The organism is Patescibacteria group bacterium, assembly GCA_035549555.1.
Taxonomy (GTDB): Bacteria; Patescibacteriota; Microgenomatia; order UBA8517; family UBA8517; genus Co84-156.
In genome coordinates, this window is sequence record DASZQR010000010.1 from 462,420 (window position 1) to 484,756 (window position 22,337).

Sequence of the window (22,337 nt, forward strand, 5' to 3'; positions counted from 1 at the left end):
TTAATTTTAACATTCCTATAACTTTCAAGGTAGAATTTTCAAGTTCTGTTTATCTCTTTCTTGTACCAAAATTGCGCCAAAACTTTTTTCGCCAACTATCTTTGAATAGGAATTCTCTTGACCCATAAATTCTGGCAAATACTGTGGCGGTATTCCGTCTTGCGGTTCAATAATTGAAAATCCCAGATTCCATTTGTTATTATCATCATTAAGTGCAATCACTTGTCCTTCCTGCCCTCTCCCGTGCCAAGTTGGAATGTAATTATACTTATCCTGCCCATACCATTTATATAAATATGACCAGACAATATTTACCCAAAGAGGAGATGTAAGAGTATTAACACTAAAAGGTTTTCCATTTGCATTACTATATGTATAATCAACTGCAGAAATTTCTTTATTTAAAACCATATCTTTTTGAATTGAAAAAAGTGTAGCAGCGTTTTTATTTTGAGAAATAGTCATCGAAATATTTCCATAGATTAAAATAATCAAAACAGCAAAAGCAAGTATGTAATATTTTTTATTTATCCATGTTCCAATAAAACTTGCAATCAAAATTGAAACAGCGGGACCAATTCCCACCATTAAAAATGGAGTAGAAGTTCCTCCAACTGTAACAACCGACAAATGAGAAAAAAGCCAAGTATCTAGAAATAATATTTTTCTATCATGTTTTATAATTCCTGTAATTGCCATTGCAATTACTAATACAAAACTCCATCCCACATTTCCCGGGTAGGAATTAAATGAAAATATTCTTCCAGTTTGATTCAAATATAGAATTAAATAATCACCAATCGATTTTTCATATGCCAAGTTTCCGTTATCTCCATTTGCCAAGCTTTTAACAGCGTTAATTGTTGGTACAATTCCAAATTTTAATTGCGCCAAAAACATAGTTAATAAAGTTAAAATTAAAACTCCGCCAAAAGTCATCAATTGCTTTCTTGTTACATTTTTTCGTCCAATATAAAGCCAAATCACTAAGGGAACGATATGATATGCCAGAAATATTTCTGATTGTATCGAGAGTCCTAATCCAAGGGCAGCAATAATAAGCCAATATTTTTCTTTACGATTAATCCATTCCCAAAGCCCCAGATACATTAATGGAACCGTTACAATCCCAAGTGTTGGATTTGAAAGCCAAGTTGCATATTGAGTGGCTTCAAAAGAAATTGCATAGAGAAAACCTGCAATCAAAGAAGTCTTAATGTTTTTAGTCATCAAAAATGTCAAATAAAAAACAATTAAAATTGTAAGTGAATTTATAAGAGCAATTCCGTAAGCTGCAACGATAGGACTTCCTCTTCCAATTAAATAAAATGGAGCTAAAACATAATAATAAAATACGCCATGAAAAAGACCTGGTTGGCTTGCCGGCGGTCCAAAAATCTTCAAGTGTCCGTGTGCAATCTCCAAAGCATTGACAGCATCTCGCGCCTGGTCATAACCAAAAGTTAAAATGTTATTATGCAAAAACATTATACGAAGGAAATATCCAAAAATAAAAATTAAAAAAAGTAAAACTAAAACACTCCGTTTCATAACTACTCAAGTATAAATCCCAAAAGTTAGTGAAGCAATATAAATTTATATCAATTGTTTAAACTTTTCCTCAAACTCTTCATAAGAAAAATTTTGTGCTGTTTTACTTGCAAAAAGAGCCATTTGTTTTCTTAAACTTTCATCATCCAAAATTTTTTTAGTATATCTATAAAGCTCATGAGCATCATCCCACAAAAAACCATTTACGGTATTTTGAACAATTTCCCGATGTCCTCCATCATTAAAAATAACAGGAACACAAGAAGCAGCCATTGCTTCAACAACAGTAATTCCAAAATGCTCTTTCTTTTGCGGAGTATCGCTGCCAAATCCGCTAGCAGACCAGAAAATTTTTGCCTTTGAATATAAATCTTTAAGTGTTTTAAAGTCTGGGCTTTTAATTATTTCAATAGGATAATCTTTAATTTGAAGTGTAAGTTCTTTTACATATTCTTCTGCGCCAACTTCAATTCCTCCAGCCAAAACAAGTTTATAACTTTCGTTCGCTTTACTAAAAGCTGCGAAAGTTTTTATTAAAACATCTTGTCTTTTGTTTTGCATTAAATTTGAAAATCTTGCAACATTTAAAATTATATTTTCTTTCTTTTTTCCTTTAAAATCATCGACAGCAACTGGAGGATATAAAACAAAGGAGTTTATTCCGAATTCCTTATCAATAATGTTTTTTGTAAAATTAGAATTTACAATTATTTTATTAATACGCATTAATTTAAATTTATTAAGAAGCGATTGTCCATTTACTCTTTGAAACGGTACTTGAAAATGAAGGAAATTCTTCCGTGCCCGAAGAGCTGGTACACTCCCATCAGAGACCCAAAAACAAATATCATACCCATCTCCTCTTTTAATATCTTTTACAAAATTAATTTTCTTTAAATCAATTCCAAATCTTTTTTCCAGCTTTTCTTTAATTTCGTTGTCTTTCCATTCAACATCAACAACATAATTATTTTTTAGAAGTGCAGTCGCAATCGCCATTGTATATCTCTCTCCTCCGCCAAGAGTATCTAAATAGGGATTAAAAATTGCAGCTTTCATTTGAACCTAAACCAAGCATAACATATAATACTGTTAACATGAAAGAATATTTGGAACATAAAATAGATTTTAAACCAGTACAAGTAATACGATTAACTAATAAAGTATCTGAGAGTTTGTTTACACTTGCATCAATAAGTTTAATCACAACATCTTATATTAGTAAAAATCCAAACCTGACCAGTTCCCAACAATTAGAATATTACAAACAAGAATGTTTATCTCTCGTTTTTGAAACATTTAGTTTAATATTAAGATTCCAAACTTTTTTAGCCGAATTAATCAACCAACACTGCTCTTAATTTGAAGTTCATAAAGTTTTGCATAACTCGTAAACTTACTAAATACCTGATAAATCGCGTAGATAATTCCTTCTGGCCCATCTAAAAACGCCATTTCCAAAATCATCCTTTTCCAAAATTCTCTCGCCATTGCTGTAAAAAATCTTGGCACATTCATTCTTGGATGTTTTGCATCATACATCAATTTCGCTTCTTTTTCAGACCAACTGTTTGTTTTAGCAACCATCTCGCTCAAAGTCATATTTTTTTTATGAATCATAGGATTTTCCATATGTCCTAATTCTCCTTCAAACTGAGGTTCTTCGTGAACATCTCCTGTCCACTTCTTAAAAGCACTTTTTCTAAAAATTCTCTTTTGATAATCTGGATATTGTCCGCTATGTTTAAACTCTTTTCCAAAAATAAAATTGCGCCTGGGAACTGCAAATCCGTTAAATCTTATATCAGAAAGTTTATCTAAGATTTCATTTTGAAGTTTATCAGCACATCTTTCATCAGCATCAATATAAAATACCCAGTCACTTTTTGCATTTTTAATTCCTAAGTTGCGCCATGCATCAAAACTTCCATTTCCCAAATATTTAATAATCTTTGTATGATATTTTTTTGCAATATCATTTGTTTTGTCAGTATTTCCAGTGTCAACTACAACAATTTCGTCACACCACCTAATTGATTTTAAACATTCTTCAATATGTTTCTCTTCATTTTTTGTAATTATAATTGCACTAATCATTCCCAACTCCCTTTTCTAAATTTTCTTAAATAAAAATCTCGTATTCCAACTCCCTGGAAGTGACGTCCCATTATAAATAATCTTAAAGATTCTCTGAATAATGCAAATTTTGCTCGCATCTTTGCATATTTAAATCCAAATAAAAGTCTGTTTCTGGAAATAAAATAATCATTTAGATCACTTCCTATTCCAGAGGATTGTGCTACTTTGTGCCACAAAAATGCCCTTGGCTCATAAATTATTTTGTAACCTTTTTTTCCTAGACGTACAGATAAATCTGCATCTTCTAAATACATAAAATATTTCTCATCAAAAAGACCAACCTCTTTTAAAGCTTTTATGTTAATCAACATACATGCTCCTGTTGCAAAATCGATTTCTTTCGATTTGTCGTATTGTTTTTTATCGATTTCATCAACTCCATTATTTGTCGCGTAAATATTCTTCCAATCAATTTTTCCTCCGGCGTACCAAATAACTTTCCCGAGTTCTGTTTTTTTGTATTTCTTATGAAATTCAAATCCCTTAGCAAAATAAATCTTAGGTGAGATTATCGCGTTATTTTTATTTTCTTCTGCTTTTTTTAGCAAATTCGTAAGCAAATTTGAGTCAACAATTACATCATTATTTACGAGAAGCACATAATCTGCATTTTTATCGATTGCATATTTCATTCCTAAATTATTTCCTGCAGCAAATCCTAAATTCCGCCCTGCTTCCATTATTTCCAAAGAAAATTTTCCCGGCTTTAACTTTCTAAATTCAGCAACAGAATTATCATTGCTTCCGTTATCAACAATTATAATTTTCACCTGAAATTCTTTTGTTACTTTTAGTTTTTGTAAACTCTGAAATGTCTCAATTGTTAATTTTGGCTGATTCCAATTCAAAACTATTATGAAGATCTTAGTCATACTTTAAATTTACGTCTTATCCTTGGAATTATACCGCCATTTTCTTTAATAATCACATCATTTTCCCAATAATTAAGTTCCCTTTTTTGTTTTGCAATTTCTCCTATCACATTACTGATTTGCATTTCTTCATCTTTAAATCCTTGCATTTGCCAAATTTTCAGATAAACAACAAGTTCAGAAAAAGCCTGCAAAGCAGATAATGCAAATCCAAAAATTCCATCTCTATATCCCTGTCCGGCAAAATATCTACTTAAAAATTCTGCTGAAGGTTTTGCAATTAAATCATGAGGACTAAAATTATAATCTTTTGCTTTTAGTTTCGCCTGAACGCTTGTGTACCTATTCATTCGTTCAATAAATTGTTCGATTGTTTCGTAGTGATGATGTGTTATTGCAAACTCGTTTTTTGCTTCCAAATCAATTCCGTTTCCTTCTGTCATTGGCACACTATGAATTACCTCGTCCCAAGTAACTTTTCCCTTTTTAAAAAATCTAATATTATAATCTGGCCACCAACGAGAATGATGAAGTATCTTTCCAAAAACAATATTTTCGCGCGGAATTCTTACGTAATCTGCTTCATTATTTTCTACAATCTCATTTAATCGCTCTTTTAATTCTTTTTTAATCTCTTCGTCTGGATCAAGTATTAAAATCCACTCTCCAGTTGCCTTAGATATTCCAAAATTTCGTACCGGTTCAACATAATTTACAAATTCATGAACAAAAATCTTAGCCTTATATTTTTTGGCAGCTTCAGTAATTTTCTTGCCTCCGCTCATATCAACAATAATTATTTCGCTTGCTATATTCTTAACCGAAGACAAACAAAGCGGCAAATACTTCTCCTCGCCGTCAACTGCAGTAATAACAACAGAAATCTTGCTTTTCACACTTAAATTGTAGCATTACTTAGCAGAAGCATCTATATCCTTATCAAGATCAATAAAATCATAAACAGAATAGGCCAAATTAAAAACATCTTCTCCATATTGATCTTCTAGTGCAATAGACAATTCATCAGCCTGAATGGCATCTTCCAAATCCTGTGCTTTTTTTAGTCTTCCAAATCTCTCATCAGACAATACTTCACCAACTTTTTCAAATACTCCAGAAAAATCATTAGTTCTAATTAGGTTAATCATATCGACAACATATTCTTCAGACTCTTCACCTGGTAAAAAAACTGTAGAATTAGGAAATAAATAACCACTACTTCGTGCAAGGTCAAATTCATCCGAAAGTGTTTGTCTGTATTGTTCTAAATCAATTGACACGATATATATTCACAATATTATTTTCAAAAATTTTTGTCAACCCTAGTTGTTTATCTCCCAACTTTGCCCTTTGTGGTTTTACCCAATAAATATATTTAATGTTATTTGTTTTCAAAAAGTTCACTGCAATTTTTTGATCAGTTGTATTATAAAATTGATTTTCTTCTGTAAGTCTATTTCTCCAATTAAAATTTGTAATATCAAGATTCACTTCATCTTCTAAAAAGGTTGTATGGTTTGAAAATGCAGAAACATAAGCAGTCGAGTCATATAAATATAAAGGTCGTGGCGGGTTGTTAATTGCTGCATTTGCAGCTTGTTGATCATACGGATAGGTTAAAACAATTCCATCAGATTGTTTACTCAAGAAATTTAATGCAGAAATTTCGTCGTTATCAATTTTTGCTGGAGGCCTTCCGGGAATATAAACTTGCATCAATGTAATCACTGTAGTTGGAATAGTTAGTAAAATAATTGTTATAGAAAAAATTATTTTAAAATTTTTCGATTTGCTTTTTAAAATTAAATTTATTCCAACTCCTCCCAAAATTGCTGAAAAAAATAAACTATAATAAAAAAATTGAATAGTATTCCATGGTGTTCCCTTTTGTACAAAAAACATTGGAATTGCTGCTCCTGAAATAACTATTGAAGTTACAAAAACATCAAGCGAAGAAATTGTTTTTGGATGCCTTAACCATCTTATTACTTCAAATTCTTTTAAAAGCCTTGTCCACATATTTCCAATCCAAAAAACAATGAATGCAATTATTAAAGCAGGCCCGAGTTTTATCCAGTTATGAGCCAAGTTATAATTTGTAATTGCACTTGCCAACTTTGGTATTAAAAAACGATCAAGATTAAATAAATTTTGCAAAAACCAAAACGGTTGAAAAATAAATAAATTTTCACTTCCGCGATTTAATAATAAAAATAAAATTAAAGTCAAAACAGAAGATCCAAAAAATATCTTAAAAATATCTATTTTTTTCTCTCGCAGATATTCCCAAGTTCCAACTAAAAACAAACTTCCTAAAATTAGGACACCAGCATAAGCTTTTGTCTCCAATAAGATCCCAAAAAACAATATTGGTAAGTATTTATTTTTCTTAAGTAAAAAATATAATCCCAAAAAGATAAATATTAAAGATAATGCAAACGGCGGATTAATTAATGTCGATATTCCTTGTTGCGCCCAAAATGTCGATTCCCCTTTTCCAAAAATCCATGAGATATCTCCTCCAAAGTAAATAAAAAATATTGCCCAAAACGATGCAACTTTTGATTTTGTCCACTGCATCATAAACAAATAACATGTAATGCCAATTAGAATGGCAAGTATTGGCGGTACAATTTGGAAATATAAATTCACAGTTGGAATTTGTGTAATTGTATGAATTGCTGCAAGCAATAAATCAAAACCAAGATGATAATTTTTAATTTGTTGGCCAGCAAAAACTGGCATTTCAAAACTTCCGCGAGCAAGAGAATTTATTAGCGCAATATGCCAAATTCCATCATGTCCATTAGCCCCCCAAAATCCCATTCCAAAAGAATAAATAATTCCCGATTTAATCATGGTAATAGACCAGGAAACAGTCCCTGCGATAAGAAGTAAAATTAAATAAATATTAGCGGTTAAATAATGTGTTAAACGATTTTTTCGCATCTTCAATTAAACTTTTACCAACTAAAAATAAAAGTAAAACAAAATAAAATAGACCACCGACAATAACCATTAATCCAATCGAATAAAAACTTGGCGTAAAAATACTTCGCAAAATTAAAAGTAAAATTGCCATTCCAGCACTTGCATATAGTGGTTTCAAAACACTTTCATTTAATGAAAAGTTTACATATTTTTTGGCTAAATATATTGCGATAATTGACGAAACTTCAACAATACAATATGCAAAAGCTGCTCCATCAATTCCAAATTTAGTGGCCAAAAGCGGCACAAAAATTAATGTGAGTACTGTCCACATAATCATTAAATATGATGTTATTTTAATTTTTCCAATTGCATTAAAAACATTTGTAATTTGCGTTGTAAAACTCGCGACTATTGAATTAAATCCAAAAAATATTAAAGGAATTATTGCTGGTGTCCATTTCACCCATTTAGGAACTACATGAATTAATTGTGGTGCCAAAATGATCATTCCTAAAACTGCCGGCATTACCAAAAAAGTTATAAAAAATATTGTTCTTGTAAGAGTTTTTGAAAGTTCACTTTTATCGTCCTGCATTCTTGCAAAAGCGGGAAAACTAACTCTTTGTACATTATCCATTACAATGCGAAGTGGTGCTTGTGCCCACCCTTGCGCCCAAGTTAAATAACCGACTCCTTCAAGCCCAACAATTTTTCCAAGTAAAAGTATTGGCGCTTGATCTTTAAGAAGAGCAATAAAAGTATTAGCTTGATATGGTATTCCAAATTTTAATAGATGTTTTAATGTTGGAAGTGAGAAACTTATTCCGATTTTCCAAGGTTGCATAAAATAAATAAGAATCACTCCAACTATCCCAGAAGCCAAAAACGAAACTGTATAAGATGTTATTCCAAGTCCTTTCCATGCCAAAAAAACTAAAATCAAATTGTAAATTAAATTTTCAATAATATTTACAAATGCTAGTCTTTCAAATTTTAAATGTCTTTCAAGAAGTACTGAAGGAATTGTTTTTAAAGATGAGAAAAAAAGCGAAATCCCAAGCGCATACATTAAATAAATTCCATCTTGTCCCAAATGATATGTATTTTTAATTACTGGAGTAATCAAAAATAAAATTATCAAAAGTAAAATAACCAGCCCCTGCTGGACTGTAAAAGCAGTTTGCAAATCTTTTGTTGTTAAATTTTCTTTTTTCTGAATAAGAGAAGCTGCGAGTCCTATATCAGAAAAATAACTCATGATAAGTTTTACAGTAGAAAGTATTCCAAAAATTCCAAATTCTGCAGGGCTTAGAAAAATAGTTAATGCCCCAGTTGTCAAAAAAGTTATTAAATACAAAACAAAATATTGAGAAGTTAAAGTCACAACTCCCTTAACCATTCTATCTTTCACAGTTTCCAGTGTTATCTCAGATGTAGGATCAAAATGCTCTTCTGGATGAATATCTTCCACGATTAAATTGTAACATTAAAAAGGCACCAAGTCCTATCCATGAGATAAGTGAAATAATATTTCCAATGGTTCTTATTGGTGTGTCATATAAATGAACTTGTACATGATGCGCCCCTACCGGAATCATGACATACATGCGCCCCCACTGCTCAGTCTTTGGCACAAAAGTTGGAATTTCTTTTCCATCAACGAAAACTTTCCAACCAGGAAATTCAAAAACGCCGAGACGAATAATCGCATTATCTGTCACGTTAATATCAAAACTATTATTATTTGTTCCTAAGTTTATATTGCTCGCTTTTGCATCTCCTCCAAGTACTTCTACAAAATTTGTCATTGGAGCTTTTGGCGCAGTTACAGCAGTAACAGGTAAATAATCATAAATTCCAGCAGTTCGCTGAAGGTCCCATGCAGCTCCTGTGAATTTTTGTGCATCAGTCAAAGGTCCAAGATGTCCAAACTCAGGGACAAAATAATTCCAGTTCATAATAAGAAGTCCTGCAACAGCAGCAAAAATTAAAAAGTAAAATTTATTTGGCAAAATTTTTGCCAAACTTCCAATAGCAAAAGAAAAACTAAAAACAACAATTGTTAAAAATCTCCAGGGAAATTGCACAAATCGAAGCGTATTGATATGTTCCCAAATTGGCGTTGATTTATTATGAATCATAAAAACCGCAACCCATCCAACAACAAAAAAGTATCCTACTATTAACATCCAATCTTGAATCTTTCTTTTTCTAATAAACCACAAAAATCCAATTCCCAAAATTATTATTGGTAGAATCCAGTACAAGTAACCTACTTGAAAAGTTAATCCATCATTTGCTCCCCAAACAGATGGCCCATATCCCCAAAATCTGGAAAATAAAAGTTGTTTTATCGTTGCAAAATGTGCCGAGAAATCATAATACCCTTCAATCAAAGTATTTGTTTGCACATATTTTTGTTCAAGCAAAACCGGAAGAGTAAAAAATGCTGCAAGCCCAAGTGACAAAATTCCAGCAGCTATAAAATTTAATACGGTCCTAATTGAATTTGTACCAAATATTTTTTTGTAATTATTTTTAATTAGCCAAATAGCACACCATCCAATAAATACAGGTGCAAAAATCATCGCTGTTAAATTATGAGAAAGCAAAATTCCAAACCAGGAAATTGCAAGCCAAATAATATTTCTTATTTTATTTTCTTTTTTTGTAATCAAATGATAGGAGCTTGCAAGTATTGAGGGTATCCATATCCAAGCCCAAGCTTCATCCATCGCTCCGCGAACATAAATGTCAACTGCATGGTATGGTGCCCAAACATAAAAAATGGATGAAACTATTCCTCCAAGTTTTCCCCAAAATTCTTTTGCAAGGTAATACATTGATATTCCGGAAAAAATAAAGGCTGAAATAAAAGTTAATTTAACTGTTTCAGTAAATGCAAAACCAAAAACTCTAAATATTTCTCCATATAAATACGGAAGTGGCGGATAAAAATTAAACAGAGGAAATCCAAATCCATACCCCATATCAGGTACCCAACGGCAAGGAATTTGCAAAGTCAAAAAACATTTTTCCATTTCAAGCTGCCTCATCATCTGCAAATCATCATGCATATTGAAATACCCCGAACCAATTAAACCTTTGCCTGCCAAAATCGCAAATAAAATTACAATTACCAGAGGCCAAAAATTAGAAGAATGATAAAGTTTTCTTAAAAAGCCCATATCCAAATCTTATCAAAATAAAGATTTTTAATCCACAAAAATGCTAAAATAAGTAATGAGTGATGAATCTTCAAAAGAAATTAACCAAGAAATTTCTGATTTAGAAGCACCAAAGTACTGGACAACTCTCTATCATGGTTCTAATCTCGGAAGAAAGGAGTGGGAAGGAAAAATTCAAACACTTGACCAGCCCACACTAAAACTTACACAAGGGCTGTCAACAATTACACAGCAAGACAAAGATTATTCTGGAAAAATCGGGTATTATGGAACAACAAAAACCTACCAAATTCCAACCAGGGGCACAACCAATCAACCACTAGAAATAAGAATTCTATTTCCAGATTTTCACAGCCGCTCCAAGTTATCCGATGAAGCGATTCCTTATTATGGTAATAAATATGGCAACGAAGAAGCAAAGAGAATTAAAGAACTATCAGATTCAGTACATTGGAGAAATATGCAAAAAGGCAGACACCCACTATTACCCAAAAATATGGAGTTAACCAAACTACAAGACAACAATTTAAATGGCATACGAATAGTTCAATACGTACCTACTGACTTATTGAAAATTTATAAACAGGAAATAAATTTAGAGTAATTATTTCTTATTTGGTTCTACAATTTGAAAAAATAATAACGCTTCCTGTGGTCCAAATCTTGCATATTCATCGCTATCCTTTTCTTTTATCATCGCTTTTGGATAGCTTGCAATTAATTTTAATCCCAATCTTTGATAATCTTCAGGCTTTATTAAAATTCTTGAAGTATTTACAACAAAAAATGTCTGATCGCCTGCTTTAAATGCAGCTTTTAACTGTTCTGGTACATCAGTAAAATTAAGCCCCGTCCCAACAACTGTAACTTTTGGATAATTATTAAGATACATTTCAAGTCCATCAGGAAGCGTTCCAAAAAATCCTTCTGTTCCAACTACAATTTGTGGAGCAGTCGGCAAACTTCTCAAATAGAAAGATATTTCCTTTATCCCTTGTCCTGCAGTCCATTCTTCCAAATATCCGCTTCGTTCGCTGTTTGGTAAATTTGCAGTTGCTGGATCAACAATTAAATCTTTATCAAAAAGCAAAGACTGTATTATAAAAACTACAAGAAGTGTTAGTGTTATTAGTTTCACCAATTGCTTTTTTGTATTCAAAAATGCAATTGAGATTAGAATTATAAAAAACGGAACTGTAAAAAGAATATATCTTACAGTTAAAACTTTTGCATACTCGCTTTGTACCAAAAGAGGAATTAAAAACCAGGCAAAAATAATTGCAACTTCTTTCCAATATTTTTTGTAATTTCTAAATATTCCAATTGCAGCTAAAATTAATCCAATTCCAGGCCCCATTTTAATAAGCCAGTCAGCAAAAACTTCAGTAATATAAGACGTAAACGGATCGCGCGGATTTGTCCAAATGTGAGAAATTGGATAAACATAATCCAAATTTCGCGATGCAATAAGTTCAAAATTTGGCCCAAGTCTTAAAATATTAAACATTCCAAAAGCAATTACATAAGTTACTAAAGTTAAGCCAATAAGTTTCAAAAGTTCTTTAAAATTACCCGCAAAAAGCCAAGTGACTGGAATTAATAAAATAAAAAATATAGCAGGAGATTTTGTAAGCCATGCAAAACCTAAACAAAATCCTGCAAGCATTGCTGTATCAAGTCTTTTAAATTTTGCGGTCAATAATGCAAAAAAGAATGTCCAAATACCAAACATACAAAGCATTGAATCAACTAATGCCATCCTGTCGAAGAAAAATGCTATCGGAACAATTGCCCACAAAAACGACGCAAGCAAAGAAATAATTTTATTTTTAAAAAGCAAATAAGAAGATGCAAAAATTCCAACTATAGTTCCTATTCCACAAATCACTGATTCCAATCTTCCAATCCACAACGGATCCTGAAAATGTCTAATTAAAAGCATCAAGATCCACATATAAAGCGGTTCTTTTCCGTCAGAAAGTGGCAAAAATCGCAGTGTTGACTCAGCTGCCATCACCTGGCTCCACCTTATATAAATTGCCTCATCAGCAAAAACAGGAAGAATTGTTAAATGAAGTATTCGAATTACAAAAGCAAAAATTAAAATTCCTATCAAAATTAGAATTTGCCAAAACCAATTCTTAATTAATTTCGTCATAATGTAATTATTACAAGCTTTGCTTATAATGGATATAAATTCCCGTCATATCTTAAAAATTTTCCATTAAATTCTTCTTTCCAGCTTTTCGTAATTGCGATTATTTTTTCTGCCTGTTCTGCCGGATCATCAGTTCCGTCTGGATTCATATCTGTTTTCATATCTCCCGGATGAACTGCAAAAGTTTTTACAGTATTCGGTAAGTCAGCAATGCTACAAAAAGTATACATATTTAAAGCCACCTTGCTTGCACGATATCCATAATTTCCAGTTTCACTTCCAAATTCGTCGTGAAAGGATGCACGATCAGACGAAATGTTAATTACAAAGCTTGGGTTTGAATTAAGAAGCGGCAAAAATTTTTTCAAAACAAAAAGCGGCGAAACTGCATTGGTATTAAACATTTTAATTAATATTTCTCTTTCCAGGTTTTCCAGTTTACAAGCAATATCCGGATTATTATTTGTTGCAGTATCTTTATTTATTCCAGCGTTATTAATCAACAAATCCAATACTTTGGTTTTTTTAGAAATCATCTTAAAAGCTTCATTAATTTGATCATCATCAGTCACATCAAGTGGAAAGTAATAAATGTTTGGAGGATTTTGTAATCTAAAATCAAGACTTCTTACACCAGCAAAAACAAAATAATTATTAGATAAATTTTTTACAAAAGCATCTCCAAGCCCGCGTGACGCCCCAGTTACAAATGCATATTTTGTCATGAATACAGCCCTTTCATATCATTCATTTTTACACGTATTATTTGCATTAGCATTTCCTCACTCTCCCGAAAATAACGCCCTGACCCATGCCCCTTAGTATTGCTGACATCACGGTCGTGCCACGAAACTTCAACTTCCTTAATTTTACATCCATTAATTTTCAAAATATGAAGTAGTTCCACATCATAAGATGTAACTTTCCACCCAGAAGTCCTCTGTTTTGTTTTAAAAAATTCAAGTTCTGGGAAAGCTTTCTCAATATCCGTTCTTTTAAATAGTTTAAATCCACATTGTGTATCTTTAATTTCTGGTAGTATTAAAATCCTTCTAAAAGTAAGAAATACAACCGATCCAATTCTTCGAAGTATTGAAAAATTATTTCGATTAAATCCTCGTGATCCAATTACAACTTCTGCATATTTTGTAAAAGGCAAAAGTTTATCAAGTTGATCAATTGGAGTTGACTGATCCATATCTGTAAACAGTACCCATTCACCTTTTGCTTGTTTTAATCCCGAAAGAAGAGCTGATGGTTTACCTCCATGTTCATTTTTTAATAACTTAAAATTCTTTAGAGTTTTAATTTGCTTTTCAATAATTTCTTTAGAATTATCTGTACTTCCATCATCGGAAATTATTACCTCAAAATTAAAATCCTTTTTAGATAAATATTTATAAACTTCGTCTAAAACTTTTCTTTGCAAATTTTTCTCTTCGTTATAACAAGGAATTATTACTGAAAGAAAAATTTTTTGCATATTAATTAGTAAATCCAAACATTGGATAAGTTAAATTATAATCTTTTCCTTCACAGGATGTATCAATTGTTTTCAGATTATACTTTTTATAGTCTGGCTTTATAAGTCCAAGTGCTCCATAACTTTTATCAAATCCATCAACGAGAGAGAGCGGGAAAACAATTGAGTAAACCGGAATATTATTTGATACTGGTTTTGTTTTTAAATTTTCCTCCCAAGTAAAATACCTGTATCCCAAATCATTTCCAGGTGTTGTTATAAAAGACAACGAAACACATGGATAATTATGAAGATCTGCATCTTCCTTTATTGCAGAAATTATTGCTTTTCTTTCTATATAACCATCAGCATTAACAGGTCTCGTAAAAAACTGGTATAAATTTAAAATTAAAAATATCCCAATTAATAAAAATCCAAAGTGTTTTCTTTTTTTATTTTTTATTAATTCATTAATTCCAATCGCAGCAAGTATTATATAAACAATATTCATACCGTTTAGATAATATTCTGAAACATTTAAAGATATTTTCGAAAAAAACAAAATATAAATTGAAAGCCAAATTAAAAAAATAACTCCTAAATTTTTTGAAATTATTTTTTTGTAAACAAAACAGAGAATTAAAACTACAAAAAACCAAAACATTATTCTTGTATCAAGATTTATTGTGTTTAATGCAAAAATATTCGTTGAATTTTTATAAACCAATTGCATGGTGCGGTCTAGTTTGGCAAAAAATCCCATCGAAGTGCCAGAAATATAATCTTTACTTGTAGTAAGAGATGCAAAAAGAGCCTTTGTTTGTTGAAATCCATGGCGGAGTTCAAAAGCAATAAAAGGAATATTCATCAAAAATGCAATTATTGATCCAACAATCAATTCTTTAAAATTAATTTGTTTTTTTGAAAATATTTGCGCCAAAATGACAAGTGGCATTAAAATAATAAGCTGCAAATTTAGACTCCAAACTAATCCAATTAAAATTCCCAAAATTATATAACCATACTTTTTACCTTTTAAAATTTGGTTTAATGAAAATAAAAACCATATTGTCCAAAGCATTACTGGCATCGTTGGAACAACTTCGCGATCCGTAAACACAACCAAAGACGATGTCGCATAAATTAAAGATCCAATTAATCCAACATTTTTGCTAAACATCTTTGTAAAAACAAAATAGACACTCCAAACAGAAAATATTCCCAAAATAATTGATAACAGTAATGTTCCTGCAGGATCCATTTTTGTTAAAAGAAAAAATGGAATTTGTAAATAATAAAAATATGGCCCGATAAAAATTCCATGTGACGAAGTTTCCTGTCCAATAAGCCTTAGATGATGATTAAACAAAATATCTCGCATAATCCATCCAGCAAGATCACTATCATGATCAAAATAAAAAAAAGTTAATGGCTTATAAACTCTTAAGAAGAGCCCCAAAATTAAAATTAAAAATAAAATTTTATTTTGTTTTAAATATTTAATCATTTCTAATCCTTCTCTGTACAGTTATTCCTCCAGTTGAATAAACTGCTTCTATTTTACCAATTCCATTTTGTCTCTTTAGCCAATCATTAAGAATACTCGGATGCTGATCGTCAACTTCATAAAGAGTATACAAAAGCGGAACATTTTCAGTTACATTATTTGGATTTGACCTCCAGGTAAGTATGTAATTATAAGCATATGGAATTTGCGGTGGTACATAAATATCTACATTAAACTTTTGCCCTGCAGAATTGTCATAAATCCAATTAATTGCTGTTTTTTCATTTGCAAAACAAATAGTTCCATTTCCCGTACAATTGTCATTTATTTTCGACCAGATAATTGGGAGGTTCCCGGAAAAAAATAAATATAAGAAATAAACTATAAATAATTTCCCAACAATATTAGCTTTCCAAATTTTCCCAAAAATAAGTCCGTAAAATAAAATAAAAATCAAATAATATCCTGTTAAATAATAATCATATAAAACTCCATAATTTCCTTGATAAAAATAAAGTCCTATTATTGGAGAAATTAATAGTAAAATTATTATTTTATATCCATCATTTTTAATTAGTTTTGGTAAATTAATTAAAAAGAAAATAGCAGCAATAACCATTACTATAATTTCAGGTTTTTCCCTCGCATCAAAAAGTTTATTTGTAAAAATGTCATAATACGATCTTGTTCTTTCAGCCATAAAACTTTGCGTTGGCAATTTAAAACTTCCGCCATCTCCTCCAAAAGTCGAAAACAAATTATGAAGCAAAATATGATCATGCTTTAAGTCAAATAAAACAAGTGGTGCAAATGTTAAAAAGAAAACAAAACCAGAAATTAATAAATATTTTAATGTGGGAAATTTCCTTCTTTGCCAAATTACAAAAATAAATAATGCAGGAAAATAAAAAAATTCCCCGGAAGATCCAAAATTAAATAAAGATAGTCCAGCAACAGCAGATATTATCGCCCACCAAATTTGCGCATCTTTTCTCTTATTTGTTTTAGCAATACGAAACATTGAATATACTAAAATCATAGATAAAATTAACATCGGCGTTGGGTTTGAAAGCCATCTCCCTGCAAGTACTATATAAAAAGAAAAACCGGCAATTACCGCAGCAATTATTCCAGAAGTTTTATCCTGTATCTTACTTGCGAGTAAATACATTAAATAAATTGCAATTACAGAAGTTAATGCAAGAAAATCAACAGGAACAACTGGGTTTCCGCCGCCCAAAAAATAAAATGGTGCAATTAAATAATAATAATAAGGTCCACGAAAAATTCCAGCAAGCCCTGTTGTCGGCCCAATTAAAAAAAACTTATGAAGATGAATCAAATCCCAAATTACCAAAGCATCTCTTCCTTGATCAAAATAAAACCCTAAAACTTGAGGTATTCTATAAACTCTTAAAAAAAGAGCTGCCACCAAAATTAAAATAATCAACCAATTTTTCTTAAGCACCTTATAAATTTTAACACAACTGATATTATCTCATCAGTATATCTGGGAAAATTATTTTAGTTACAGGCGGTGCAGGTTTTATCGGCTCTCATCTTTGTGAAATGTTGCTTGAACAAGGCAATGAAGTAATTGCTTTTGATAATTTATTTGCTAGAAGTAAAAGTAATTTAAAAAGTTTTTCAAAAAACAAGAACTTCAAATTTATAAAAGGTGATGTGCAAAATAAAACAGTACTTAAAAAATAATTAGAAATGTTGCAGAAATCGCATTAAGTGACAACAAAAAAATTCTTTTTACATCTTCATCTGAGGTTTATGGGAAAAGCACAAATTATTTCAAGATGGTCTTATGGTTTTGCGAAAGCTTTAGGAGAAGAATATTTATTTGGCCTTCACGATGAAGGTTTAAAATTTTCAATTGTTAGATATTTTAATTGCTATGGCCCAAGAGGAATTAATAAAAGATATCTAAATGTAATTCCTAAATTTATTTTACAAGCTCTTAAAGAAGAGTTCCTGATGTTTCAGTTTTACTCCAAAAACTTCTCTTGACGAAGAATTAACAGAAACTATTACTTGGACTCGTCAGCAAATTTCCTAGCTACTTCCAAAACCTTATTTACCGCTTCTTCAAATTTCATTCCTTCTATTTGTCCTCCGGCTGCCTTTTTATGACCTCCTCCGTTTAATTGTTCCGCCAGTTTTGAAACATCAATATTGCTTCGTGACCTAAAACTTATTTTTAATTTATTTTTCTCGTCTTCACACATAATTAATCCAAAATCAGATCCATCAACAATACTTGCATAATCAGTTGCAAAAACAGATGCAGCTTTTGGCGGAATTTTAAGTTTTAAATAATCTTCATAAGAAATAGCCGTCCATACAAATTTATGCTCCTTATCAAATTCCATTCGTGATAAAAACTCACCAAAAGACTTTATTAAGCTAAAAGGTTTTGTTCTAAAAAAATCATTTATAATTTTTTCTTTATTCGCTCCAAGTTCCATTAACTCTCCTGCAATTTTCATAACTTTACTGTCATTTGAAAAAGCAAAAACTCCACTATCTGCAATAATTCCAAACATTAATAAGCTTGCCATTTTACTATCTATAAAAAAATCCCAATCCTTAAATATAAGATAGATAATTTGTGAACAAGATACTGCAGATGAATCGATTAAATTAATTTTTCCAAATTTATCATTACTTGCATGATGATCGATAACAATAATTTTAATATCCAAAACTTTTATTTCCGGATTATCAACAATCTGCTGTAAGCTTCCGCTATCAGGACTTATAAATAAATCATATTTTGAAAAATCAATTTTTGAATAATCTACTAATTTAACTTTATCTGAATCATCAAACTTTTTAAGCTGATTAGATAATTCGCTTGTATTTGTTAAAACAATCGTAACGTCTTTATTTTGTGAAATTAAAAAATAATAAAGCGCAAAAGCGCAGGCATATGAATCAGGATCAGGCCCTCTGTGAAGATTAACTAAAATCTTTTTAGCTTTTTTAATCTCTTCTAAGATTTCGCCCGATTGAGGATAATTCATTTTATTTAATTTGTATGAGCAAGTTTGTATATTGTAACACCAAAAACATTATCATATTCTGCCACAATTTTAGTCCATCCAAATCCTGCAACTTCTGCTTTTGGATTATGCGTTGGATCACATTTATCTTTTTCTCTCTCACAAACAACAATTAATTGATCTGTAATTGTATCTTTAGTATCCTGGGGGTTTATATCAACTACTTTTGCATTATCCAAATCCATAAAATATCGATAAGCACTATCATAATTACTGTCAGCAATAAGGGCAAAATTAAATCTTTCTCCGTTTGCAATCTCTTCAACTTTTGTAGCAACAAATCTCGCTCGCTGCATTTGCATATTCGGAGCTGCGGCAAGAGGAGAATTTTGTATATCAACAAAAACAATTCCCAAAACTAAAATCGCAATTAATAAATATCCAATTTTGTATTTTAAATTATTTATTATTGCTCCAAGCATTATAAATGGAGTTACAAAAATAAATCCATAATAATGGTCATAAATATGTTGCTTATAAAGAGCAAGTCCAATAAGGCCAAAGAAAAGCCACATTGTTATTGTCAAAGTTACAGTTGTCTTTTTAAAATTATATTTTTCTCTTCTTATTAGATAAACAAATACAAAGGCAATTAAAATAAGTGCTGCAACAACAACTCCAACAATATTTGTTTTTGCTCCCACTAAATCTCCAGTAATATTTGCCAAAATCGGCCACATTCCTGGGATTGCTTTCCAAGGAAGTACTGAAACTGTCGTTTGACGGTCTGTAAAAAAGGCAAGAATTGCTTTGGAATTTATAAAGTTGTGTCTAAAATCAAAAATTGCAAGCGGCGACATAATGAGTAAAAACAAAAACAAACTAACAAATGAATAGCCCAAAAATTTCTTTTTTATAGGAGTTTTAATTAAAACCAAAAACCAGATTACTAAAATTGTAGGTGCTAAAAGTAAACCAAGATAATGAGATTGCAAACAACATGCATACGATATTCCTGTAATAATTAACCATTTAAAATTTTTCGTCACCCAAACTTTCCATATTGAATAAACTGTAAGAAGCGCAAAAAATGGCATTATATTTGGATTCCATGAACTTCGCGAATAAATAATAATGACAGGAGAAATTGCATACAAAAAACTCGCAACTAAAGCGCCGTAATTTATTTTTTTTGTAGGGAACCATTCTCTTATCACTTTCCATAAAAACAAAATTGTAATAAGACCAAGAATTGCAATAAATATTGCAGGCCCTACCGGATTAAAATTAAAAATTAAAAGCGGAAGCGCCATCATATAGTAATATGCTGGTCCTAAATACATATTTCCTATTGAAGTTCCAGGCCCAATTAAAGGCGGGTGAAGTTGTGTAAAAATTCTTCGGACAATTATTACATCACGTCCCTCATCACCCAAAAAGGTCATGTATTGGTCAATTTTATAAAGACGCGCAAATGCGCCAACCAATAAAACTGTTAATAATAAAACAAATTCTAATTTATTATTTACTATCCAAGATTTAATTTTGTCCATAATTTAAATAAATCAACAAAGCTTTTTATTATGACATTTATTTTTCGTCCAGTTGCTGCTCCTCCTTTTCTTGGATAATGAGTCACTGGAATTTCTACAATTTTAAATTTTTCTTTTTTAGCTTTTATAAGCAATTCGCTGGAGATAAACGCACCTCTTTCAGCAGTTAAATGTGGAATCTTTTCTATTACCTTTTTATTTATTAATTTAAAACCACAATCAATGTCAGTTACATGAAGTCCAAACAAAATAAAAACGGCAACTTCCCAAATTTTACTGGTCATAATTACAAAGTCCGATACTTGTCTTTTTTTATAATATCCAATTACAAGATCTGCTTTTGTAATTTTTTGTTCATTAATAAAATTATTTATTTCGCCAAAATCAAATTGTCCGTCAGAATCTGTAAAACTTATCCAATTGTATTTTGCATTATAAAGCCCAGTTTGAAGGGCTCCCCCATATCCTCTATTTTCCTGATCAATCACCTTAATTCTTTTATCTTCTTTGGCAAGTTTGTGTGCAATCTCTGAAGTATTATCTTTGCTTCCATCATTCACAATAATTATTTCCCATTTTTTTGCTGTTTTTTCTAAAACTTTTTTAGCTTTACTAACAGTTTCTTTTATATTTGCTTCTTCGTTATAACACGGAAAAAAGACAGAAAGTTCATCTATTAAATAACTCATGATATGATTATATCAATGAAAACTATCAAAAACATCTTCCCGCTTATTCTCCTAACTCTTATTCCTCCATTAATCATTTGGGGTATTTTTTATTTCAAAGTTCCGCAAATAGATAACATTCCACTTCCTCAAAACGGGCTTGAAACAATAGTTGCAAACTACGATGGCCCTCTTTATTTAGTTGTAGCAAAAACTTTATACAACACAAATCAAATTAAAAACAATTTTGAGTTTCCTTTGCCAGTTCAATATTATGCAGCCCATTTTCCGCTTTTTCCTTTATTGATTAGAGGTTTGGGATTAGTTACAAAAAATTTCCCTTATTCAATGCTCGCAATTACATTATTCACTTCTTTAATTGCTCTCTATTTTTTCAATAAATTAATGAAACTTTATGTAAACGAAATAGACGCATTATGGCTCACTGCAGTTTTTTCTATTTTTCCAGCTCGCTGGCTAATCGTCCGTTCTGTTGGATCTCCCGAACCATTATTTATCGGCGCAATAATTGCATCAATTTATTATTATGATCAAAAAAAATTCTGGGCTTCTGCAATTTGGGGAATTATTGCAACTCTGACAAAATCTCCAGGAATTTTGTTATTTGTTACCTATTTTGCAGCCACTTTTCTTCCAAGATTTAAATCTTTCGCAACAACAAAATTTGGTCCTTGGATCAAGTCCTTAAACCTCAAAAAATATCCATTAATTTTAATTCCAATTACCCTTCTGGTAATTTTTTATATTTATAAATTGCAATTTAACGATTTTTTTGCATATTTTCATTCAGGTGACAATATTCATTTGATGTTTCCTCCTTTTCAGATTTTTAATTACAGCGCCCCTTGGGTAGGCACATTTTGGTTGGAAGAAATTTTATTTATTTATTTATTTGCAAGCATTGCTTTTATGCGATTGATTAAACAAAAAGATTGGACTCTTGCATGTTTTGTTGGAATTTTTGGGTCAACTCTTTTATTTGTCGCTCATCGCGATTTAATGCGTTATGCTCTGCCAATCGTTCCTTTTATATATGCTGCATTTGCAAAGTACGCAAGTTCTAAAGAATTTAAAATAGCATTTCTTGTTTTAATTATTCCAACTTTTCTTTTTGCTTTAGCATTTATTAGTAACAATGCTATGCCAATCAGCAACTGGGGCCCACTCTTGTAAATGACCGATAATATTCCAGAACAGTTCACCGCTAACACTGCCACTGAAATATTGCTTCATTCTTTTAAACACTCACAGGGCGATCCATATCTTCAAT

22 protein-coding genes are annotated in these 22,337 nt (G+C 31.0%); 5 read left to right on the plus strand and 17 right to left on the minus strand.

The genetic code is table 11. The features are described 5' to 3' along the window. Nucleotides 1-24 precede the first annotated feature (24 nt). Both VG895_03250 and VG895_03255 read right to left on the minus strand, forming a co-directional pair. Nucleotides 25-1,551: a hypothetical protein gene (locus VG895_03250; protein HWA52042.1), complete on the minus strand. Its 1,527-nt coding sequence runs from the start codon at nt 1,549-1,551 to the stop codon at nt 25-27. Nucleotides 1,552-1,596: 45 nt separating this feature from the next. Further along, nucleotides 1,597-2,610: a glycosyltransferase gene (locus VG895_03255; GenBank protein ID HWA52043.1), complete on the minus strand. Its 1,014-nt coding sequence runs from the start codon at nt 2,608-2,610 to the stop codon at nt 1,597-1,599. Between the two features lie 38 nt (nt 2,611-2,648). Between VG895_03255 and VG895_03260 the strand changes: the two genes are divergently transcribed. Beyond that, the gene (locus VG895_03260) at nt 2,649-2,912 is read left to right on the plus strand and encodes a hypothetical protein (protein HWA52044.1); all 264 of its coding nucleotides are present in this window, start codon (nt 2,649-2,651) and stop codon (nt 2,910-2,912) included. On the opposite strand, the gene VG895_03265 is transcribed toward VG895_03260, so the two are convergent. Genes VG895_03265 through VG895_03295 form a run of 7 tightly spaced genes read right to left on the minus strand, consistent with a single transcriptional unit; the run spans nt 2,893 to nt 10,684 of the window. Continuing rightward, nucleotides 2,893-3,648, minus strand: a complete 756-nt coding sequence (locus tag VG895_03265) for a glycosyltransferase family 2 protein (GenBank protein HWA52045.1) — start codon at nt 3,646-3,648, stop codon at nt 2,893-2,895. The two genes, VG895_03260 and VG895_03265, sit on opposite strands and share 20 nt — an antisense overlap. After that, nucleotides 3,645-4,562 carry a glycosyltransferase family 2 protein gene (locus VG895_03270; protein ID HWA52046.1) on the minus strand — a complete coding sequence of 306 codons (918 nt, stop codon included), beginning with the start codon at nt 4,560-4,562 and terminating at the stop codon, nt 3,645-3,647. Before VG895_03270 ends, VG895_03265 begins: the two co-directional genes overlap by 4 nt. Next, nucleotides 4,559-5,458, minus strand: coding sequence for a glycosyltransferase family 2 protein (locus VG895_03275; protein HWA52047.1), 900 nt, complete (start codon nt 5,456-5,458; stop codon nt 4,559-4,561). The genes VG895_03270 and VG895_03275 overlap by 4 nt, the downstream gene beginning before the upstream one ends. A gap of 15 nt (nt 5,459-5,473) precedes the next feature. Further along, nucleotides 5,474-5,842: a hypothetical protein gene (locus VG895_03280; protein HWA52048.1), complete on the minus strand. Its 369-nt coding sequence runs from the start codon at nt 5,840-5,842 to the stop codon at nt 5,474-5,476. Further along, the gene (locus VG895_03285) at nt 5,832-7,511 is read right to left on the minus strand and encodes a hypothetical protein (protein ID HWA52049.1); all 1,680 of its coding nucleotides are present in this window, start codon (nt 7,509-7,511) and stop codon (nt 5,832-5,834) included. Before VG895_03285 ends, VG895_03280 begins: the two co-directional genes overlap by 11 nt. Continuing rightward, nucleotides 7,474-8,967 carry an oligosaccharide flippase family protein gene (locus tag VG895_03290; protein HWA52050.1) on the minus strand — a complete coding sequence of 498 codons (1,494 nt, stop codon included), beginning with the start codon at nt 8,965-8,967 and terminating at the stop codon, nt 7,474-7,476. Before VG895_03290 ends, VG895_03285 begins: the two co-directional genes overlap by 38 nt. Continuing rightward, nucleotides 8,936-10,684: a hypothetical protein gene (locus tag VG895_03295; GenBank protein ID HWA52051.1), complete on the minus strand. Its 1,749-nt coding sequence runs from the start codon at nt 10,682-10,684 to the stop codon at nt 8,936-8,938. The genes VG895_03290 and VG895_03295 overlap by 32 nt, the downstream gene beginning before the upstream one ends. 55 nt (nt 10,685-10,739) lie before the next feature. Here VG895_03295 and VG895_03300 point away from each other — a divergent pair, with 55 nt between their 5' ends. Continuing rightward, nucleotides 10,740-11,288, plus strand: a complete 549-nt coding sequence (locus tag VG895_03300; GenBank protein ID HWA52052.1) for a hypothetical protein — start codon at nt 10,740-10,742, stop codon at nt 11,286-11,288. Here VG895_03300 and VG895_03305 read toward each other — a convergent pair whose 3' ends face one another. Genes VG895_03305 through VG895_03325 form a run of 5 tightly spaced genes read right to left on the minus strand, consistent with a single transcriptional unit; the run spans nt 11,289 to nt 17,279 of the window. Then, on the minus strand, nt 11,289-12,842 hold the full coding sequence (locus VG895_03305) for a glycosyltransferase family 39 protein (GenBank protein HWA52053.1): 1,554 nt from the start codon (nt 12,840-12,842) through the stop codon (nt 11,289-11,291). Between the two features lie 23 nt (nt 12,843-12,865). After that, complete coding sequence (locus tag VG895_03310; GenBank protein HWA52054.1) at nt 12,866-13,567, minus strand: SDR family NAD(P)-dependent oxidoreductase; 702 nt, start codon at nt 13,565-13,567, stop codon at nt 12,866-12,868. Further along, nucleotides 13,564-14,325: a glycosyltransferase gene (locus VG895_03315; GenBank protein HWA52055.1), complete on the minus strand. Its 762-nt coding sequence runs from the start codon at nt 14,323-14,325 to the stop codon at nt 13,564-13,566. Before VG895_03315 ends, VG895_03310 begins: the two co-directional genes overlap by 4 nt. A 1-nt stretch (nt 14,326) precedes the next feature. After that, on the minus strand, nt 14,327-15,811 hold the full coding sequence (locus tag VG895_03320; protein ID HWA52056.1) for a glycosyltransferase family 39 protein: 1,485 nt from the start codon (nt 15,809-15,811) through the stop codon (nt 14,327-14,329). Further along, on the minus strand, nt 15,804-17,279 hold the full coding sequence (locus VG895_03325; GenBank protein HWA52057.1) for a glycosyltransferase family 39 protein: 1,476 nt from the start codon (nt 17,277-17,279) through the stop codon (nt 15,804-15,806). Before VG895_03325 ends, VG895_03320 begins: the two co-directional genes overlap by 8 nt. Nucleotides 17,280-17,332: 53 nt before the next feature. Between VG895_03325 and VG895_03330 the strand changes: the two genes are divergently transcribed. Both VG895_03330 and VG895_03335 read left to right on the plus strand, forming a co-directional pair. Beyond that, nucleotides 17,333-17,524 (plus strand): SDR family NAD(P)-dependent oxidoreductase, encoded by a 192-nt coding sequence (locus VG895_03330; GenBank protein HWA52058.1) that lies wholly within the window; start codon nt 17,333-17,335, stop codon nt 17,522-17,524. A gap of 69 nt (nt 17,525-17,593) precedes the next feature. Further along, entirely contained in the window at nt 17,594-17,830 is a 237-nt protein-coding gene (locus VG895_03335) for an NAD-dependent epimerase/dehydratase family protein (protein ID HWA52059.1), read from the plus strand. Nucleotides 17,831-17,850: 20 nt separating this feature from the next. On the opposite strand, the gene VG895_03340 is transcribed toward VG895_03335, so the two are convergent. Genes VG895_03340 through VG895_03350 form a run of 3 tightly spaced genes read right to left on the minus strand, consistent with a single transcriptional unit; the run spans nt 17,851 to nt 21,067 of the window. Beyond that, complete coding sequence (locus VG895_03340; GenBank protein ID HWA52060.1) at nt 17,851-18,846, minus strand: DHH family phosphoesterase; 996 nt, start codon at nt 18,844-18,846, stop codon at nt 17,851-17,853. 5 nt (nt 18,847-18,851) lie between these two features. After that, nucleotides 18,852-20,378, minus strand: coding sequence for a glycosyltransferase family 39 protein (locus tag VG895_03345; GenBank protein ID HWA52061.1), 1,527 nt, complete (start codon nt 20,376-20,378; stop codon nt 18,852-18,854). Next, nucleotides 20,354-21,067: a glycosyltransferase family 2 protein gene (locus VG895_03350; GenBank protein ID HWA52062.1), complete on the minus strand. Its 714-nt coding sequence runs from the start codon at nt 21,065-21,067 to the stop codon at nt 20,354-20,356. Before VG895_03350 ends, VG895_03345 begins: the two co-directional genes overlap by 25 nt. A 15-nt stretch (nt 21,068-21,082) precedes the next feature. On the opposite strand from VG895_03350, the gene VG895_03355 reads away from it, so the two are divergent. Then, a complete protein-coding gene (locus VG895_03355) occupies nt 21,083-22,240 on the plus strand; it encodes a hypothetical protein (GenBank protein HWA52063.1) in 1,158 nt (385 codons plus the stop codon). Nucleotides 22,241-22,337 lie beyond the last annotated feature (97 nt).